At 59.5% G+C, this 16,078-nt stretch carries 15 protein-coding genes and 1 other annotated feature; of the genes, 11 read left to right on the top strand and 4 right to left on the bottom strand.

Annotated elements, in window-relative coordinates; all coding sequences use genetic code 11:
• Positions 1-22 precede the first annotated feature (22 nt).
• The 10 genes from wecB (at position 23) to GPK89_RS11970 (ending at position 9,448) form a co-directional block, all read left to right on the top strand.
• Positions 23-1,198, top strand: coding sequence for a non-hydrolyzing UDP-N-acetylglucosamine 2-epimerase (gene wecB / locus GPK89_RS12015; protein WP_215693445.1), 1,176 nt, complete (start codon positions 23-25; stop codon positions 1,196-1,198).
• A 21-nt stretch (positions 1,199-1,219) separates the two neighbouring features.
• Positions 1,220-2,437 carry a glycosyltransferase family 4 protein gene (locus GPK89_RS12010; RefSeq protein WP_252261655.1) on the top strand — a complete coding sequence of 406 codons (1,218 nt, stop codon included), beginning with the start codon at positions 1,220-1,222 and terminating at the stop codon, positions 2,435-2,437.
• A 196-nt stretch (positions 2,438-2,633) separates the two neighbouring features.
• On the top strand, positions 2,634-3,353 hold the full coding sequence (locus GPK89_RS12005) for a glycosyltransferase family 2 protein (RefSeq protein ID WP_215693444.1): 720 nt from the start codon (positions 2,634-2,636) through the stop codon (positions 3,351-3,353).
• Entirely contained in the window at positions 3,350-3,709 is a 360-nt protein-coding gene (locus tag GPK89_RS12000; protein ID WP_215693443.1) for a DUF2304 domain-containing protein, read from the top strand. Before GPK89_RS12005 ends, GPK89_RS12000 begins: the two co-directional genes overlap by 4 nt.
• Positions 3,710-3,736: 27 nt before the next feature.
• Positions 3,737-5,239, top strand: coding sequence for an MBOAT family O-acyltransferase (locus tag GPK89_RS11995; RefSeq protein WP_215693442.1), 1,503 nt, complete (start codon positions 3,737-3,739; stop codon positions 5,237-5,239).
• 18 nt (positions 5,240-5,257) lie between these two features.
• Positions 5,258-6,646, top strand: coding sequence for a hypothetical protein (locus GPK89_RS11990; protein ID WP_215693441.1), 1,389 nt, complete (start codon positions 5,258-5,260; stop codon positions 6,644-6,646).
• Positions 6,647-6,649: 3 nt separating this feature from the next.
• Positions 6,650-7,189, top strand: a complete 540-nt coding sequence (locus GPK89_RS11985) for a hypothetical protein (RefSeq protein WP_215693440.1) — start codon at positions 6,650-6,652, stop codon at positions 7,187-7,189.
• Positions 7,186-8,199, top strand: a complete 1,014-nt coding sequence (locus GPK89_RS11980) for an acyltransferase family protein (protein WP_215693439.1) — start codon at positions 7,186-7,188, stop codon at positions 8,197-8,199. The genes GPK89_RS11985 and GPK89_RS11980 overlap by 4 nt, the downstream gene beginning before the upstream one ends.
• A 220-nt stretch (positions 8,200-8,419) precedes the next feature.
• Positions 8,420-8,749 (top strand): PadR family transcriptional regulator, encoded by a 330-nt coding sequence (locus GPK89_RS11975; RefSeq protein WP_215693438.1) that lies wholly within the window; start codon positions 8,420-8,422, stop codon positions 8,747-8,749.
• 3 nt (positions 8,750-8,752) lie between these two features.
• Complete coding sequence (locus tag GPK89_RS11970; RefSeq protein WP_215693436.1) at positions 8,753-9,448, top strand: hypothetical protein; 696 nt, start codon at positions 8,753-8,755, stop codon at positions 9,446-9,448.
• Between the two features lie 141 nt (positions 9,449-9,589).
• On the opposite strand, the gene leuB is transcribed toward GPK89_RS11970, so the two are convergent.
• The 4 genes from leuB to GPK89_RS11950 form a co-directional block, all read right to left on the bottom strand.
• The gene (gene leuB, locus GPK89_RS11965; RefSeq protein WP_215693434.1) at positions 9,590-10,660 is read right to left on the bottom strand and encodes a 3-isopropylmalate dehydrogenase; all 1,071 of its coding nucleotides are present in this window, start codon (positions 10,658-10,660) and stop codon (positions 9,590-9,592) included.
• A gap of 119 nt (positions 10,661-10,779) precedes the next feature.
• Entirely contained in the window at positions 10,780-11,262 is a 483-nt protein-coding gene (gene leuD, locus GPK89_RS11960; protein WP_215693432.1) for a 3-isopropylmalate dehydratase small subunit, read from the bottom strand.
• Between the two features lie 3 nt (positions 11,263-11,265).
• Positions 11,266-12,525 carry a 3-isopropylmalate dehydratase large subunit gene (leuC, locus tag GPK89_RS11955; protein WP_215693430.1) on the bottom strand — a complete coding sequence of 420 codons (1,260 nt, stop codon included), beginning with the start codon at positions 12,523-12,525 and terminating at the stop codon, positions 11,266-11,268.
• 141 nt (positions 12,526-12,666) lie between these two features.
• On the bottom strand, positions 12,667-14,334 hold the full coding sequence (locus GPK89_RS11950) for a 2-isopropylmalate synthase (RefSeq protein WP_215693428.1): 1,668 nt from the start codon (positions 14,332-14,334) through the stop codon (positions 12,667-12,669).
• An 80-nt stretch (positions 14,335-14,414) separates the two neighbouring features.
• Positions 14,415-14,664 (bottom strand) — a binding site (T-box leader).
• 269 nt (positions 14,665-14,933) lie between these two features.
• Here GPK89_RS11950 and GPK89_RS11945 point away from each other — a divergent pair.
• Complete coding sequence (locus GPK89_RS11945; protein ID WP_215693426.1) at positions 14,934-16,070, top strand: hypothetical protein; 1,137 nt, start codon at positions 14,934-14,936, stop codon at positions 16,068-16,070.
• The last annotated feature ends 8 nt before the right edge of the window (positions 16,071-16,078 follow it).

Raw genomic sequence — 16,078 nt, 5'->3', positions numbered from 1 at the left:
AACAATACTAAGGGAGGAACCTATGGCTGATTACAGCAATGTTTCTTTTAAAAATAACGGCAAGCTGAAATTGCTGATTATCGTCGGCACGCGGCCGGAAATTATCCGGCTGGCCGCCGTCATCAACAAGACGCGCAAATATTTTGACGTCATCCTGGCCCACACCGGGCAGAACTACGACTACAATTTGAACGGTGTGTTCTTCCATGACCTGGAGCTGGCCGATCCCGAGGTCTACATGGACGCCGTGGGCGCGGATCTGGGCGAGACGATGGGCAACATCATTGCCGAGAGCTACAAGCTGATGGCCGCCATCCGGCCCGACGCCGTGCTGGTGCTGGGCGATACCAACAGCTGCCTGTCTGTCATCGGTGCCAAGCGGCTGCACATTCCCATTTTCCACATGGAAGCCGGCAACCGCTGCAAGGACGAGTGCCTGCCCGAAGAAACGAACCGCCGCATCGTGGATATCATCTCCGACGTGAACATGGCTTACTCCGAGCACGCCCGCCGCTATCTGGCCGACACCGGCCTGCCGAAGGAGCGCACCTATGTGACCGGTTCCCCCATGGCTGAGGTGCTGCACCAGAATCTCGAGAAAATCGAGGCGTCGGACATTCACGCGCGTCTGGGGCTTGAGAAAGGCAAGTACATCCTGCTTTCCGCCCACCGCGAGGAAAATATCGACACCGAGAAAAACTTTACCTCGCTGTTCACCGCCATCAACAAGATGGCCGAAAAGTACGATATGCCGATTCTCTACTCCTGCCATCCGCGCAGCCGCAAGCGACTGGAGCAGAGCGGGTTCCAGCTGGACAAGCGGGTCATTCAGCATGAACCGCTGGGCTTCCACGATTACAACTGTTTGCAGATGAACGCCTTCTGCGTCGTTAGCGACAGCGGCACGCTGCCCGAGGAATCCAGCTTCTTCACCAGCGTCGGGCACCCCTTCCCCGCGGTCTGCATCCGCACCTCCACCGAGCGGCCCGAGGCGCTGGACAAGGCGGACTTTATTCTCGCGGGCATCGACGGCGACCACCTGCTGCAAGCTGTTGACGTGGCCGTCGAGATGAACCGCAACGGTGATTTAGGTACGCCTGTGCCCGACTACACCGACGAGAATGTCTCGGACAAGGTGGTAAAGATCATCCAGAGCTACACCGGCGTTGTAAACAAGATGGTGTGGCGCAAATACTAAAACGACAGGAACACGATACCTATGCGCATACTGGTAGTGACCCAGCATTTCTGGCCGGAAAATTTCCGCATCAATGATATTGTCGAGGGCTTTGTGCAGGACGGCCTCTCCGTGGACGTGCTGTGCGGTCTGCCCAACTATCCCAAAGGCGAATGGTTCGACGGATACAGCGCCGACGGCCCTTTTGAGGAAGTGTACAAGGGTGCGCGGGTGTTCCGGGCGCGGGAGATACCGCGCAAGGGCAACACCGGCAAGACGATTTTTTTGAACTACGTCAGCTGGCCGCTGTATGCGGCAGGGGCGCTGAAACGCCTGCCCGGCGGGTATGACGCGGTTTTCTGCTTCAACACCAGCCCGGTGCTGATGTGCTGGCCCGCCATCAAATACGCGAAAAAGCACGGTGTTCCGTTTATAAATTATGTGCTGGACTTGTGGCCGGAAAATCTGTACAGTGTGCTTCCGGTCAAGAACAAGTTTATGCGTTTTGTGGCCCAGGCGGTCAGCGACGGCCTGTACAAGCGGTGCAACCGGCTGATTGCCATGAGCGAGCCGCTGCAAAAACGGCTGTGCGCCCGCACCGGGAAAACGGCGGCGGAAGTGGCGATCATCCCGCAGTACTGCGAGGATTTCTACGCCGTGCCGCAGCCTGATCCGGCGCTGGAAGAACGGTTTGCCGGGCGGTTCAACCTGGTATTTACCGGCACCTTCACCCCTGCGCAGAGCCTGGACATGGTCATTAACGCCGTGCTGGACGCCCGCGCCGCCGGGGCGGAAGCACTGCACCTGCTGCTGGTGGGCGACGGCATGAGCCGCGAGGCCCTGCAAAAGCAGGTGGCTGATTTGCGCGCCGAGGACGCCGTGACATTCTACGGCAGCGTGCCTGCCACCGATGTGCCGAAGTTCACGGCGCTGGCGGACGCGCTGCTGATTTCCCTGTCCGACTCGCCCGATCTGGGGCTGACCGTGCCCGGCAAGCTGGCTAGCTATATGGCCGCCGCCAAGCCGGTGCTGGCCTCAATGAACGGCGCAGGGTATGCGGCAGTAAAAGAGAGCGGCGGCGGGCTGGTCAGCCCGGCCTGTGACCGCAGGGCGCTGGCGGATAATATGCTGGCGCTGTACCGCATGAGTAACGACGAGCGGGCGGCGCTGGGGCAGAAAGCCTACGCGTATTACGCCGCGCACTACCGCCGGGCCGAGCTGCTGAAGCGGTTGGAGGAATTTACGGTGGAAGGAAAATAAGGAAGCCCTCGCAGCCCATTTTCGAGTAGCTTTGTAGGGAGGGGTTTTGACCCCTCCGCGGGGCGTCGAGGACGCCGCCCCCTACAAGCCGTCAGGCAGAGTTGTAGAGGCCGCACATGTGCGGCCCGCAGCCTTGCCGTTACCGCCTCTATCCCACAAAAACGCAACACACCCAAAATTGAGAGGTACACCCATTTTGGATAAAAAAATTCTTGTCATTATCCCCTGCTATAATGAGGAAGACAACATCGTCAACACGGTGGAAAATCTGCGGGCGGTCTGCCCGGAGGTGGACTATCTTGTGGTCAACGACTGCTCCACCGACCGCAGTGCGGAAATTTTGAAAGAGCACCACTATCCCTTCCTCGACCTGCCGGTCAACTTAGGGATAGGCGGCAATGTGCAGTGCGGCTACCTGTATGCCGTACATCATGGCTATGATGTTGCCGTGCAGATGGACGGCGACGGCCAGCACGACCCCGCCTACCTGATGGAGATTGTGCAGCCGGTGCTGAACGGCGAATGCGATATGTGCATCGGCAGCCGTTTTATTAAAAAGGAAGGATTCCAGACCAGCTTTATGCGCCGGGTCGGCATCCGCTGGCTGAGTGGGATGATCTATCTGCTGTGCGGCAAGCGGGTACTGGATGTGACCAGCGGGTTCCGCGCCACCAACGCCGGCATGACCGCGTTTTTCTCCCGGCATTACGCTGCCGATTACCCCGAGCCGGAAGCCATTCTGGCTGCCAGCCTGGCGGGCTACCATGTGGGCGAGGCCCCGGTCATCATGCGGGAGCGACAGGGCGGCGTGTCCAGCATCCACAGCTTCAAGAGTGCCTACTACATGATCAAAGTCACGCTGGCGCTCATCATTGACCGACTGTCCATCCGCAAGGAGAAAGGGGGCTGCGCATGACCGCACACTTGCAGCTGTTTATGATTCTGGGCGCAGTGGTGCTGCTGCTCATCATCTTTGCCCTTTTAAAGCGCGGGCTGATGAGCGTAAAGTACAGCCTGCTGTGGCTGCTGCTGGCCGTGGGGCTGGTAATTGCCGCGGCGTTTCCCTATGTGGTGTATGTTCTGCGGGACCTGCTGGACATTGAAATGCCGGTCAACCTGGTATTTTTGCTGATGTTCTGCTTTGTACTGGTGGTACTGCTGTCCTTGAGCATTGCCATCAGCCAGCTGGCCGACAAGTGCAAGCGGCTGACCCAGGCGAACGCGATTCTGGAAAAGCGTGTCCGCGACCTGGAAGATACCTTGAAGAAATAACCCTGCGGCGAAACGGAGAGAGGAATCATGACAATAACCTGGGAGCAAATCCTCGCCTTTTTGTGCGAGGATCAGTCAATGGCGATCACCTCGCTGTTGTTTCTTGCCTTTTTTGCGGCGGTGGCGCTCATCAACTATGCCCTGCCCCGCGTGCTACGGCCGTATTTTCTGTTGATCGCCAGCTATGGCTTCTTCTGCTATGACCCGGTCAACCGCCCGCTGGTCTGGGTCATTGCCGCTGCTACGGTCGTTACCTGGCTGTGCGGGCTTATCATCGGCAAGGTCAAAAACAAGGCCGTGCGTGTGCTGGCCCTACTGGTCTCGGTAGGGTTCGGTATCGGTATTTTGATTTACTACAAATACTGGAACCTGCTGGCGGATTCTCTGGGCGGCAGCTTCCTCTCCCACCGGGAGAATCTGCTGGCCCCCCTGGGCCTCAGCTACTTCACCTTTGCGGCCATGAGCTACACCATCGATGTGTTCAAGCGCCGCTGCCGGGTCGAAACGAACCCGCTGCACTATGCGCTGTTCGTCAGCTTCTTCCCCACGCTCATCAACGGCCCCATCGAGCGTTACCCCCAGATGCGGCCGCAGATTCAAAAGAGCCGCCGGTTCAGCTATGGCCGCTGCGCAGGCGGCGCATTCCGTATGCTGTGGGGCTACACAAAAAAAATGGTCATCGCCGACAACCTGAGCCAGTATGTCTCGCTGGTCTACGGTGATGTTTCCGGCATAAGCGGCCCGAATCTCGTTGCCGCCACCGTGCTGTTCGCCGTGCAGCTGTACATGGATTTCTCCGGCTGCTGTGATATCGCCCTGGGCGCGGCGCGTATCCTGGGGTACGACCTGATTGAAAACTTCCAGTCCCCCTTTGAGGCCCGCACCTTCAACGATTTCTGGCGGCGGTGGCATATCTCGATGACCAGCTGGTTCCGGGATTACGTCTACTTCAGCCTAGGCGGCAGCCGGTGCGCACCATGGCGGCACTACTTAAACATCGTCATCGTGTTTGTCTGCTCCGGCCTGTGGCACGGCGCGGACTGGCGCTACCTGGCCTGGGGCCTGTTCACCGGCATTCTGGCGGCCTTCGGCGTCATGACGGCCAAACTGCGCCGCCGCATCAATCGCTGGAATCCGCTCTACCGCATGGGCTGGTTCAAGGCACTGTGGCAGACGATTGTCACGGACGGGCTGTTTTGCCTGACGCTGGTGTTCTTTGCATCGGCCATCTATAATGCCGACCCCTTCGCCGTCTACGGTTCGCTCCTGCAGGGCTGGGATGGCCTGTCTGGCTCCTGGGCACAGGTGTCTAACCTGATTTACAGCAGCGGCATTGATGGCCGTCTGCCGGTGGTGCTGCTGTTCGGCTGCTTTGTCGTTTTTGCGGCAGAGCACGGCGGCCGCAGCGTCGCCAAATGGATTCGCCAGCAGGTCTGGCCGCTGCGCTGGACGCTCTACTACGGCGCGGCTGCGGCGATTTTGTTCTTCGCCGCGTTCGGTCAGTCGGCGTTCATCTACCAGCAATACTAAGGAAAGGCGGTGTATGTTATGCCCAAGTCCCCTACCCCGATCCCCGCACCGCCGGTCAAAATCCAGCGCGGTGCCCCCAGTCGCGCCCCGGCCAAAAAGCGCCGCCGCAAGAAAAAGCGCAACCCCTTCCTCTGGTTTTTGCAGGGGCTTGTCCGCCGCATCTACTTTGGCCTGAAAACCGGGTTCAAGTTCCTGCTGTTGGTGCCGGTGCTTGTGTTTATGGTGGCGTTCAGCTATAACGTCGACCGCAGCGGCCTGTTCCAGGGTGCGCTGGCCCCCCGCCGCATCGTGGATTTGATGCTGCAAGGGTACGATGTAACAAACTTCGAGCAGATGGACGAGCGCCAGGTGGTACAGTTGTATGCACAGGATGTGCCCGAGACGCCCGAGGCTATCGGTATTGGCTCCAGCCGCGTTTTGCAGTTCAACCGCGAGAACACCGGCGTGGAGAGCTTCTTCAACATGGGCGTCACCGGCGCGGATGTGCGCGACAATATGACGAGCTACTACAAAATGGTCACCTACGGCAAAGCGCCAAAGGTGCTATTGTGGAGCCTGGATCCCTGGGTCTTTTACGGCAGCGAGGCCGCCTTTGACGCCCGTGCTGACGCCGATTTGTACAATGAATTTTTGACAAAAGTCCTGAACGTACCCACCGACTATGAAGAGCCGAACCAGGTCGAGCTGTGGAAAGCCCTTGCCGACCCGGCATACTTCCAGGGCAACGTGGACTATTATTTCAAGAACCGCGGCCAGGCCACCGTCACCGACGACGAAGGCAACACCATCGAGTTTAACCCGGTGGAGGGCGACCCCTACAACCAGCCCACGACCATCAAGCGGTCTGACGGCAGCGTTTTGTACGATGTAGCGTTCCGCAGCCAGACTGAAGACCAGATCCGCACGCTGGCTGCCGAAGCCTGCATGAGCTTCAACAGCGTACATATGGAAGGCTTTGACGAGATGAGCCAGACCCAGATTCAGGCGTTTGACTCCTTCATCAAATACGCCCAGTCTCAGGGCACCACGGTCATTTTGGTGCTGTCGCCGTGGCATCCCTATCTGTACGGTTACCTGCTGACCGAGCCGGAGATGCACAAGGGTTTCTTCCAGGTGGAAAACTGGCTGCGCCAGTACTGCGCCGACAACAATATTCCGCTGTACGGCAGCTATGACCCCGCATGTATCGAGGGCTTGCAGGAAACGGATTTCTTCGACGGTCTGCACTGCGGCGGCACCGGCATTGCCCGGTTCTTCCCCGGTATCCCACAGGCATTGGCCGATTTGCAGAACGGTACACTGGCGAACCCGCTGGACGTACACCCCCGCACCAGTCTTGAGGACCCCAACGCGCAACCTGCCGAGGGCGAGACCCCCGACGGAGAGACACCTACACAGGAGGGATGATCTATGGCATTCATCGAGATCGGTTTTAACGCAAAGCGACCGCTGGTTCTGGGCCGCGGCGGCTTTGGCACCCAGCTGAACGACTGGCTGATGGACGAAGGCTGGGGCAGCGCGGACTTTTTGGACGACAACGCCCCCGGCACCGTGGGCGGCCTGCGGGACTACGTTGACCCCGCGATTTTGAAACGCGGCCGCCCCGCCTTTGTGGCGCTGGGTGACAATGCCCTGCGGGTGGAGTTGCTGCAAAAGCTGGCCGCTGCCGGGTACGCGACGCCAGTCTTTATCAGTGATGCCGCGTCTGTCAGCCCCAGCGCCGTGCTGGAGCCGGGCTGCATCATCCTGCCGCAGGCCTACGTGGGTGCAGACGCGCACCTGGGCGTGGGCTGCATCGTGAACGCCGGGGCCATCGTGGACCACAACGCCCAACTGGGGCGCGGCGTACACGTGGCACCGGGCGGCATCGTCAAGGCCGGGGCAGAGGTTGCCGAGTTCGCCAAGGTGGACTCCGGCGAGATCATCCGCTCCCCCTGGGAGAGCAAATGACCCAGCGCCGCGATTATATTGACGAGCTGAAGGGCCTGGGTATCCTGCTGGTGGTGTTCGGCCATTTTATGGAACAGTACCGCATGGGATATTCCTTCGTCAGTGCGTCATTTTTCTGTATCTATGCGTTTCACATGGCGCTGTTCTGCACCTGCAGCGGGCTGGTGGCGCGGTTCAATCCGCGCAAGCTGGTCACGCAGCAGCTGTGGCTGTATCTGGTGGGGCAGGTCATCATGTTTGTGTTCCGCGCGGCAGTGCTGCGGGAAAATTTTGCCGAGAGCGGCGGCGCCCTGGCCGCGCTGCTGCTGCCCTGGCGGCATATGTGGTACCTGTACGCGCTGGTGTTCTGGCACCTGACGCTACCGGTTTTGTGCTGGCTGCGGGACCGCTGGCGGCTGCCCGGGGCCTGCCTGGGGCTGGCGCTGGCCGTGGGGCTGGCGTTGGCGGGCGGCCTGGTGGAGTGGCCGTTCACGCTGGTACGCGTGGTAGCGTTCTATCCGTTCTACGCTTTTGGAGTGCTGTTCCGCCCCCAACTGGATGCCTTGGCTGCCGCAGCGGCGGAAAAGTGCAGCCTGCGGCGGGCGGCCCTGGCTGCGCTGTTGGTGGGGTATGGCGCGTATTTCCTGCGCGTGCTGCTGGCTGACCCGATTTTGGACAACAGCCCACAGCTGTTCCATGATGTGAGTTATGCGGGCGGCGACACAGTGGGCTACCGCGTTGTGTTCTACCTAGCGGGCATCCTGACCACAGCTGCACTGGCGGTGGTGTTCAGCAGCCGCCACCGGCTGGAAGGGCTGGGGCGGCACACGCTGGCGATTTACCTTTTACATATGCCGATTCTGGCGGCACTGATCGAGTTCAAGTTCTACGACTTAATGCGCGGCAAGCCGCTGGCAGTGGTGGTGCTCTGGTTTACCCTGCTGGCCTGTGCCACGCTGGCCCTGCTGAACTGGCAGCCCGTGCAGACCGCGTTTGACAAGCTGGCAAATTGCTGGTATAAGAGGAAATAAGTAAGGGCGGCAGCCCCCGTGGGAAGGGGGTTGCCGTTTTTGTTGTAGGGGGCGGCGCCTGCGACGCCCCACGGTCGGATGCAAGCATCCCCCTACGCTCCACCTTACACGAGCGGGCCGGGCATACCCGGCCCCTGCAATTATGCTTGACAACGCCACTACTTTGCATTACAATATAGGTACAGAACATTGCATTGCAAGGTAGTCAGGAGGTGGTATCGTGTTCGACCAGGCACAGCTGCGCAAGGGCACGCTGGAAGGCTGCATTTTGCAGATCATATCCCGGGAGCCAACCTATGGCTACGCCATCGCCGCTACCCTGCGGGACAGCGGCTTTTCCGCCGTAACCGAGGGCACACTCTATCCCCTGCTGCTGCGGCTGGAGCGCAAGGGGCTGATTGCAGCGGAGTACCGCGCTGGCTCCGGCGGCCCGAGCCGCAAATACTACCGCCTGACCCCCGATGGGGTGCAGTATCTTTCCGAATTTGCGGCCGCCTGGCAGGAGGCCAGCGACACTGTGAACCGCATTTTGCACGACAAGGAGGGCTGAACCGTGAAAACCATCCGCAACGAGTACCGCGAACTGAAAAAGGAAAATGACCTGATTTTCTCGACACTGGCCGAGTATGACCGCGACACCATCACGGAAATCATCAGCGTGGTGGACAACACACGCGGCATCGGATATGAGGTCGAACTGGTGCGCAAAGATCTGATTGCCATGGCGGCACAGGCCGAGGCCCAGCGCGACTATCTGCCGTCGGTCATCGGGGACGTAGATGTTTTTAAACGGAATCTGCTGGCAAGCATGCCCAAGCCGAAGTTTGCGGATTACATGGCAGACAGCCTTGTGTGGCTGTGCTCGTTTGCGTTGGCCTCCGCCGCGACCTATACGGTGATGGGCCGCCCGTGGGACTGCTATTATGACGCGGTCTGGCTTGTGCTCTGCATTGCCATTATGATGCCCAGTGCGTGGCTGCTGCAGCGCGTTGTCCCCGCCGAGTGGGCGGCCTCCACCGAAAAAGGTGTGCGGTACGGTGCCATTACAGCCGCCATGATGCTTTTGTGGTTCGTGGAGTTTTGGCTCGTTGACAAATGGGTCACGCCGCTGCTGCCCGCGGTGGGCCTGCCCAACCTTGCGGCAGTCATCCTGTTCGGCGCGGCACTGGCAACGCTGCTTATCTGGCGCAACCACCGCCGCAACGAGCTTGCCGAAAAACGGCCCTGGCGGGATGTGATGGAGAAATAAAAAGTGCCCCCAACGGCATCACAGCCGTTGGGGGAATTTTGTGTTGTAGGGGCCGCACATGTGCGGCCCGCGGCTTTCTGGCAGACGGCCGTCCACCCTTCGCGCGCGGGCCGGGCATACCCGGCCCCTACAATATCTTTTTTAAATATGTGCCAAAATCTTGTTGCCCATCTCGGTGCAGCCTACCCTGGTGCAGCCGTCAGCCATCATGTCGGCGGTGCGGTAGTCCTCGTCGAGGACGGCGTTGACAGCCGCCTCGATCTCATCGGCCTCCGTCGGCATATCAAAGCTGTACCGCAGCATCATAGCCGCGGAGAGGATGCAGGCAATCGGGTTGACGACGTCCTGCCCGGCAATATCGGGCGCAGAGCCGTGGATCGGCTCATACAGGCCGCAGGTGCCCTCGCCCAGCGAGGAGGACGGCACCATGCCGATGGAACCGGTCACTTCGCTGGCTTCGTCAGAGAGGATATCGCCGAACATATTTTCGGTGACGATGACGTCAAACTGGGCAGGATTCTTGCAGATCTGCATAGCGCAGTTGTCCACAAACATTTCACTGTACTCGACCTCGGGGTACTCGGCCTGCAGACGATGCATGACGGCGCGCCACAGGCGGCTGGTGTCCAGCACGTTCGCCTTGTCCACGCAGGTCAGCTTTTTGCGGCGCTTCATGGCCGTCTCAAAGCCGATGCGGCCGATGCGCTCAATTTCATGTTCGGCGTAGGGCATCACGTCGATGGCGACCTTCTCGCCGTTTTCCTCAATCGTCTTATGCTCGCCAAAGTAGACGCCGCCAATCAGCTCACGCACGACGATAAAGTCAATGCCCTTGTCCACAATGGACTTTTTCAGCGGGGAGGCATCCGCCAACTGGGGCCAGATCTTGGCCGGGCGGTTGTTGGCGTACAGTCCCATGCCGGAACGCAGGCGCAGCAGGCCCTTCTCAGGGCGCTGGTCGCCGGGCAGGCCCTCCCACTTGGGGCCGCCGATGGCCCCCAGCAGGACGCTGTCGGCGTTCTTGCACTTTTCCAGTTCCGCAGCGGGCAGCGGGTCGCCGAATTTATCAATGGCCTCACCGCCCATGTAGGCGCGGGTATACGTAAACGTATGGCCGTGCTTTTCTGCAATTTTATCCAGTACGCGCACCGCCTGGGTCACGATCTCCGGGCTGGAACAGTCGCCGTAGATCAGAGTGATGTTTTTCTGCATAGTTCTGTTCTCCCTCTCGTTGCTATTGTAGGGGCGGGACATGTCCCGCCCTCAGCCTTTCCATCACAGCATTTTTGCCGTAAAGCCGCGGGCCGGGCATGCCCGGCCCCTACAGGGCATCAGTCCTTCAAGCTGTTCATCAGGCCGCCCTTGGCGATAATGTTCTGGATGAACGGCGGGAAGGGCGCGGCCTGGAAGGTCTGGCCTGTGGTTTCGTCGGTAATGACGCCGGTGTCAAAGTTGATGCTGACTGTATCGCCCTCGCTAATTGCCTCGCTGGCGGCGGGGCATTCGAGAATCGGTAAACCGATGTTGATGGCATTGCGGTAGAAGATGCGGGCAAAGCTCTTGGCGATAACGCAGCTGATACCGGACGCCTTGATGGCAACGGGGGCATGCTCGCGGGAGGAGCCGCAGCCAAAGTTCTCACCGCCCACCATGATATCCCCCGCCTTGACGTGGGTAACAAACGTTTTATCGATATCTTCCATACAGTGGCTTGCCAGCTCGGCGGCACTCTGGGTATTCAGGTAGCGGGCCGGGATGATCACGTCGGTGTCAATGTTGTCGCCGTATTTAAAAACAGGACCTCTTGCGTTCATAGCTCAAACCTCCCTCGGATCAGTGATGTAGCCGGTCAGGGCGCTGGCCGCCGCCGTGGCAGGGCTGGCGAGGTAGACCTCGGACTCCACGTGGCCCATGCGGCCGACGAAGTTGCGGTTGGTGGTGGAGACACAGCGCTCGCCCGCCGCCAGGATACCCATGTAGCCGCCCAGGCAGGGGCCGCAGGTGGGCGTGGAGACGATGCAGCCTGCGTCGATGAAAGCCTCGGTGTAGCCGCGCAGGATGCACTCCTTGTAGACGGCCATCGTGGCGGGGATGATGATACCGCGCACGCCCTTGGCGATGTGCTTGCCCTTTAGGATCTCGTAGGCGGCCTCCATGTCCTCAATGCGTCCGTTGGTGCAGGAGCCAATTACGATTTGGTCGATCTTGATGTCCTTGCCCTCTTTGGCAAGATGCGTGTTCTCGGGCAGATGCGGGTAGCTGACCGTCGGCTCGAGCGCGTCGAGGTCAATCACGATGGTGCGCTCATATTCGGCGTCGGGGTCGGCCTCGTACTTGGTCCACGGGCGCTGGCTGCGGCCTTTGAGGTAGGCCTCGGTCACTTCATCCACGGGGAAGATGCCGTTCTTGGCACCGGCCTCGATGGCCATGTTGCAGATGCAGAGGCGATCCTCCATCGTCAGGGTCTTGACGCCCTCGCCGACAAATTCCAAGCTCTTGTACAGTGCACCCGAGACGCCGATTTGACCAATCAGGTGCAGAATGACGTCCTTACCGGTGACGGGCTTGTGCAGCTGACCCTTCAGCTCGACCTTGATGGCGGCGGGGACCTTGAACCAGGCCATGCCTTTCGCCATGCCGGCGGCCATATCGGTGGAGCCGACGCCGGTGGAGAACGCGCCCACCGCACCGTAGGTACAGGTGTGGCTGTCCGCGCCGATGATGCAGTCGCCGGCGGTCACGATGCCCTGTTCGGGCAGCAGTGCGTGCTCAACGCCCATGCGGCCCACGTCGAAAAAGTTGAGGATATCGTACTTGTCGGCGAACTCGCGGCACTGCTTGGACTGGGCCGCGCTCTTGATGTCCTTGTTGGGGACAAAGTGATCCAGCACAATGTTGACGCGGGTGTTATCGAACACCGAGTCGAACCCTGCTTTTTCAAATTCGTTGATGGCCACCGGGGTGGTGATATCATTGCCGAGCACCACATCGAGCTTGGCGTTGATGAGCTGGCCCGCCGTGACGGCTGCTTCCCCGCTGTGGGCCGCTAAGATTTTTTGGGTCATGGTCATGCCCATGGTTGTGTACCTCCGTTTTAGGATCATCTCACCGTAGGGGCGGGGCATGCCCCGCCCTCGGCCTTGCCTTTACGTGCCGCCTGCCCTTATGGTGAGGGCCGGACAAGTCCGGCCCCTACCCGGCAGTGCGTTGTAGGGTGTTTACTTATTGTTGATCGCGCTTACCAGCGCCTTAATGCCCGCCACGATAATATCCGTATGCGTGCCGCAGCCCCAGCTCTCCTCGCCGGAGGCCCATTTCAGGCCGACGTAGGAGCAGGCGCGGGAGTTCGTATCGGAATCGAGGGCGTGCTCACTGTAATGCACAAGCGTGAAATGCATCCCGGTCTGCTGCTCGATGGCCGTTGCCACAGCGTCCAGGCGGCCGTTACCGGTGGCGGTGCATTTGATCGTGCTGCCGCCGCTGGTGATGACGACGCTTGCCGTGATGCTGCCGTCTGAGTTCTGGATAAAGTGCGCTTCCGGCACATTGAGCGGGTGGGTGTGGTTGAGGTAGCTGCTCTCAAAGACGCCCAGCACTTCTTTCACGCTCAACTCGCGGTGCTCGTGGTCGCTGACGTCCTTGACGCGGTAGCCCAGATCCTCGCGCATTTTCGGCGGCGGGTTGTAACCGTAGTTCTGCTGCAGCAGGAAGCCGATGCCGCCCTTGCCGCTCTGGGAGTTGATACGGATGACGTCGGCATCGTAGGTGCGGCCAATGTCGTGGGGGTCGATGGGGATGTAGGGGCAGGTCCACTGGTGGAGCTGCTTTTCCTTGCGCCATGTCATGCCCTTGGCGATGGCGTCCTGATGGCTGCCGCTGAACGCCGCAAAGACGAGGGAGCCTGCATACGGCGTGCGCTCGTAGACGTGCATCCGGGTCACGCGCTCGTAGACTTCGCAGATTTCGGGCATATTGCTGAAGTCAAGGTGTGGATCCACGCCGTGGCTGTACATATTCATAGCCAGCGTGATGGCGTCCACGTTGCCGGTGCGCTCGCCGTTGCCGAAGAGGCAGCACTCGATGCGCTGAGCACCAGCCAGCACAGCCAGCTCGGCGTCAGCGACGCCGCAGCCGCGGTCGTTGTGGGGGTGGGTAGAAAGAATCACGCTGTCACGATATTTCAGATGCTTGGAGCACCATTCAATCTGATTTGCGTAGATGTGGGGCATGCTCATCTCGACCGTGACCGGCAGGTTAATGATCATGGGGCGGTCGGGGGTGGGCTGCATGACGTCGAGAACGGCGTTGCAGACTTCCACGGCGTACTCCGGCTCGGTCCCGGTGAAGCTCTCGGGGCTGTACTCAAACAGGAAGTTGCCCTCGTACTCCTCGCTCAGCTGCTTGACGAGCTTAGCGCCGTCAACGGCGATCTTCTTGATTTCCTCTTTGGACTTCTTGAACACCTGCTCGCGCTGGGCGACACTGGTGGAGTTGTAGAAGTGGATAATGGCCCGGGGCGCGCCCTTGACGGCCTCGAACGTCTTGCGGATGATGTGGTCACGGCACTGGGTCAGCACCTGCACGGTCACATCCTGGGGGATGCGGTTGCCGTCAATCAGCGTGCGCAGGAACTCGTACTCGGTCTCGCTGGCGGCGGGGAAACCGACCTCGATTTCCTTAAAGCCGATTTTGACCAGCATATCGTAAAATTCAAGTTTTTCTTCCAGGTTCATCGGCACGATCAGGCTCTGATTGCCATCGCGCAGATCCACACTGCACCAGGCCGGGGCCTGCTCGATATGGTCTTTCTGGGGCCACTCATAGACATGGCCGGGTTCGACCGGCGGCGGATAGTAGCCTACATTGTACTTGGATGCGTCCATCATAATAAAAATGCCTCCTTCAAAGCGTTCGGTTCGCGCTTTGGGGAGGTAAAAATAAACCGTCTCCCAAAGGCGAAAGACCTTTGAGAGACGGGAGCAAAATTCACGTTGCTGTACCCGCGGTACCACTCTCATTGCCGTTGAAACGGCCGCTCTGTACGATCAGCTTTTCAGCGAATCGCGCCTGCATGATAACGGTCAGGTTCCGTCCGCGCCTACCTGTCAGCGCGGCTGCTCCGGGGCCAGTATACAACATCTGCCATACCGCCTTGCACCGACCGGCGGCTCTCTGCAATGGGATGGACGCTGCTTTTTCCCCTTCACTGCATTTGCAATGGTTCTATTTTAGCGGATTCTTGGGGGAATGTCAAGTATTATTTTTGCAAAATTTGCAAGGATGTGTTTTGTGTTTATCAACATTATTTATGTAGGGGCCGGGTATGCCCAGCCCCCGCGTGAAGGACAAGCAGGCGCTTATGGGAAAGCTGCGGGCCGCGTATGCGCGGCCCCTACCGTGTGCCGCTGTTTTTACAGGGTTTTCTTTTTATCGTTTATATGATATACTTATAATGATTTCTATTTAATCCCGAAAGGATTCTTCTATGCTTTACCAAAAATACAAATCGCTGGCCAGCCGCGTGTACTGTGCGGGGCTGGCGTTATTGCTTGTTTTGAGCGAGGTATTCAGCTCCAACCTTCAGTCTACGCTGCCGACTTTCAGCCGGGTGGCGCGGCTGGGGCTGACCGGGTTTGCCGTACTGCTGCTGGCGGGCAAAATCGTATTGCTGACCGAGTACGAGACGCAGCTGCAAAAAATCATCGTGGCCGTTGTGCTGGTCTACACGGCGTTTTCGGCCTGGTACGGCGGCGACCAGTGGTTTTTCCTGGCTGCGCTCGTCGGGCTGGGGGCCAAGGATGTGGATTTGCAGACGGCCCTGCGGGTCTACCTTGCCACGGCAGTGGCCGGGCTGCTGCTGGTGCAGGCGCTGCACTTTGTCACTCCGCTGATGCCCTACAATTTCTACTGCCGCAACTGGGATTTCGGCTACGGTCACTACAACGGTTTCGGTGCGCGGTTGGTGGGCGTGTTCTTCGCCTGGGGCTGGCTGCGGCACGACCGGATGAGAGCTTTCGACTGGGCCGGGCTGGCCGCACTGGCGATTTTTACCTACAAAGTACCTGGCAGCCGGGGCGCGTTCGGCGGTATGGCAGTGCTGTTCGGGCTGTTTCTGGTGCAGAAATTTCTGCCGAAGCTGTTTGACAACAAAATTTTCTACGGGTTTTCGATTGCCCTGCCGGTGGCGCTGGCAGCGTTCAGCCTATACGCCGGATACGTTTACAACCCCGAATGGCCCTATGAACGGATGGCCCTGCTGCTGTTGAGCATTGCACTGTCGGGTCGGTTTGAGATTTGGCACAATGTTTTCTGGCAGGCCCCGCTCTCGCTGCTGGGCGGCCTGCCCACCGACGGCGACGAGCACCACGCCATTGACAACACGTTTTTGGCCGTGCCGATGAACAAAGGCATTATCGGTGCCATTCTGGTGGCCGCCGTGTTCCTGTTGCTGCTGTGGCGGTTAGCGAAGAAGCACCGCTCCACCGAGGTCATCTGCCTGGTGGCGCTGACGCTGTATCTCTTCATGGAGAACAAGCCGTTTTTGGTGTCGGCCAATCCGTTTTTGCTGATGCTGCCGGTGGTGTTTTTCGGCAGCCCCGATTCCAAAAATCAAACCGAATGAACCCTCTT

Origin of the sequence: Gemmiger formicilis, from assembly GCF_018784445.1 — a bacterium.
Classification (GTDB): domain Bacteria; phylum Bacillota; class Clostridia; order Oscillospirales; family Ruminococcaceae; genus Gemmiger.
Note: the sequence above shows the minus strand (reverse complement) of the source record. Positions and strands in the feature narration are given on the sequence as shown.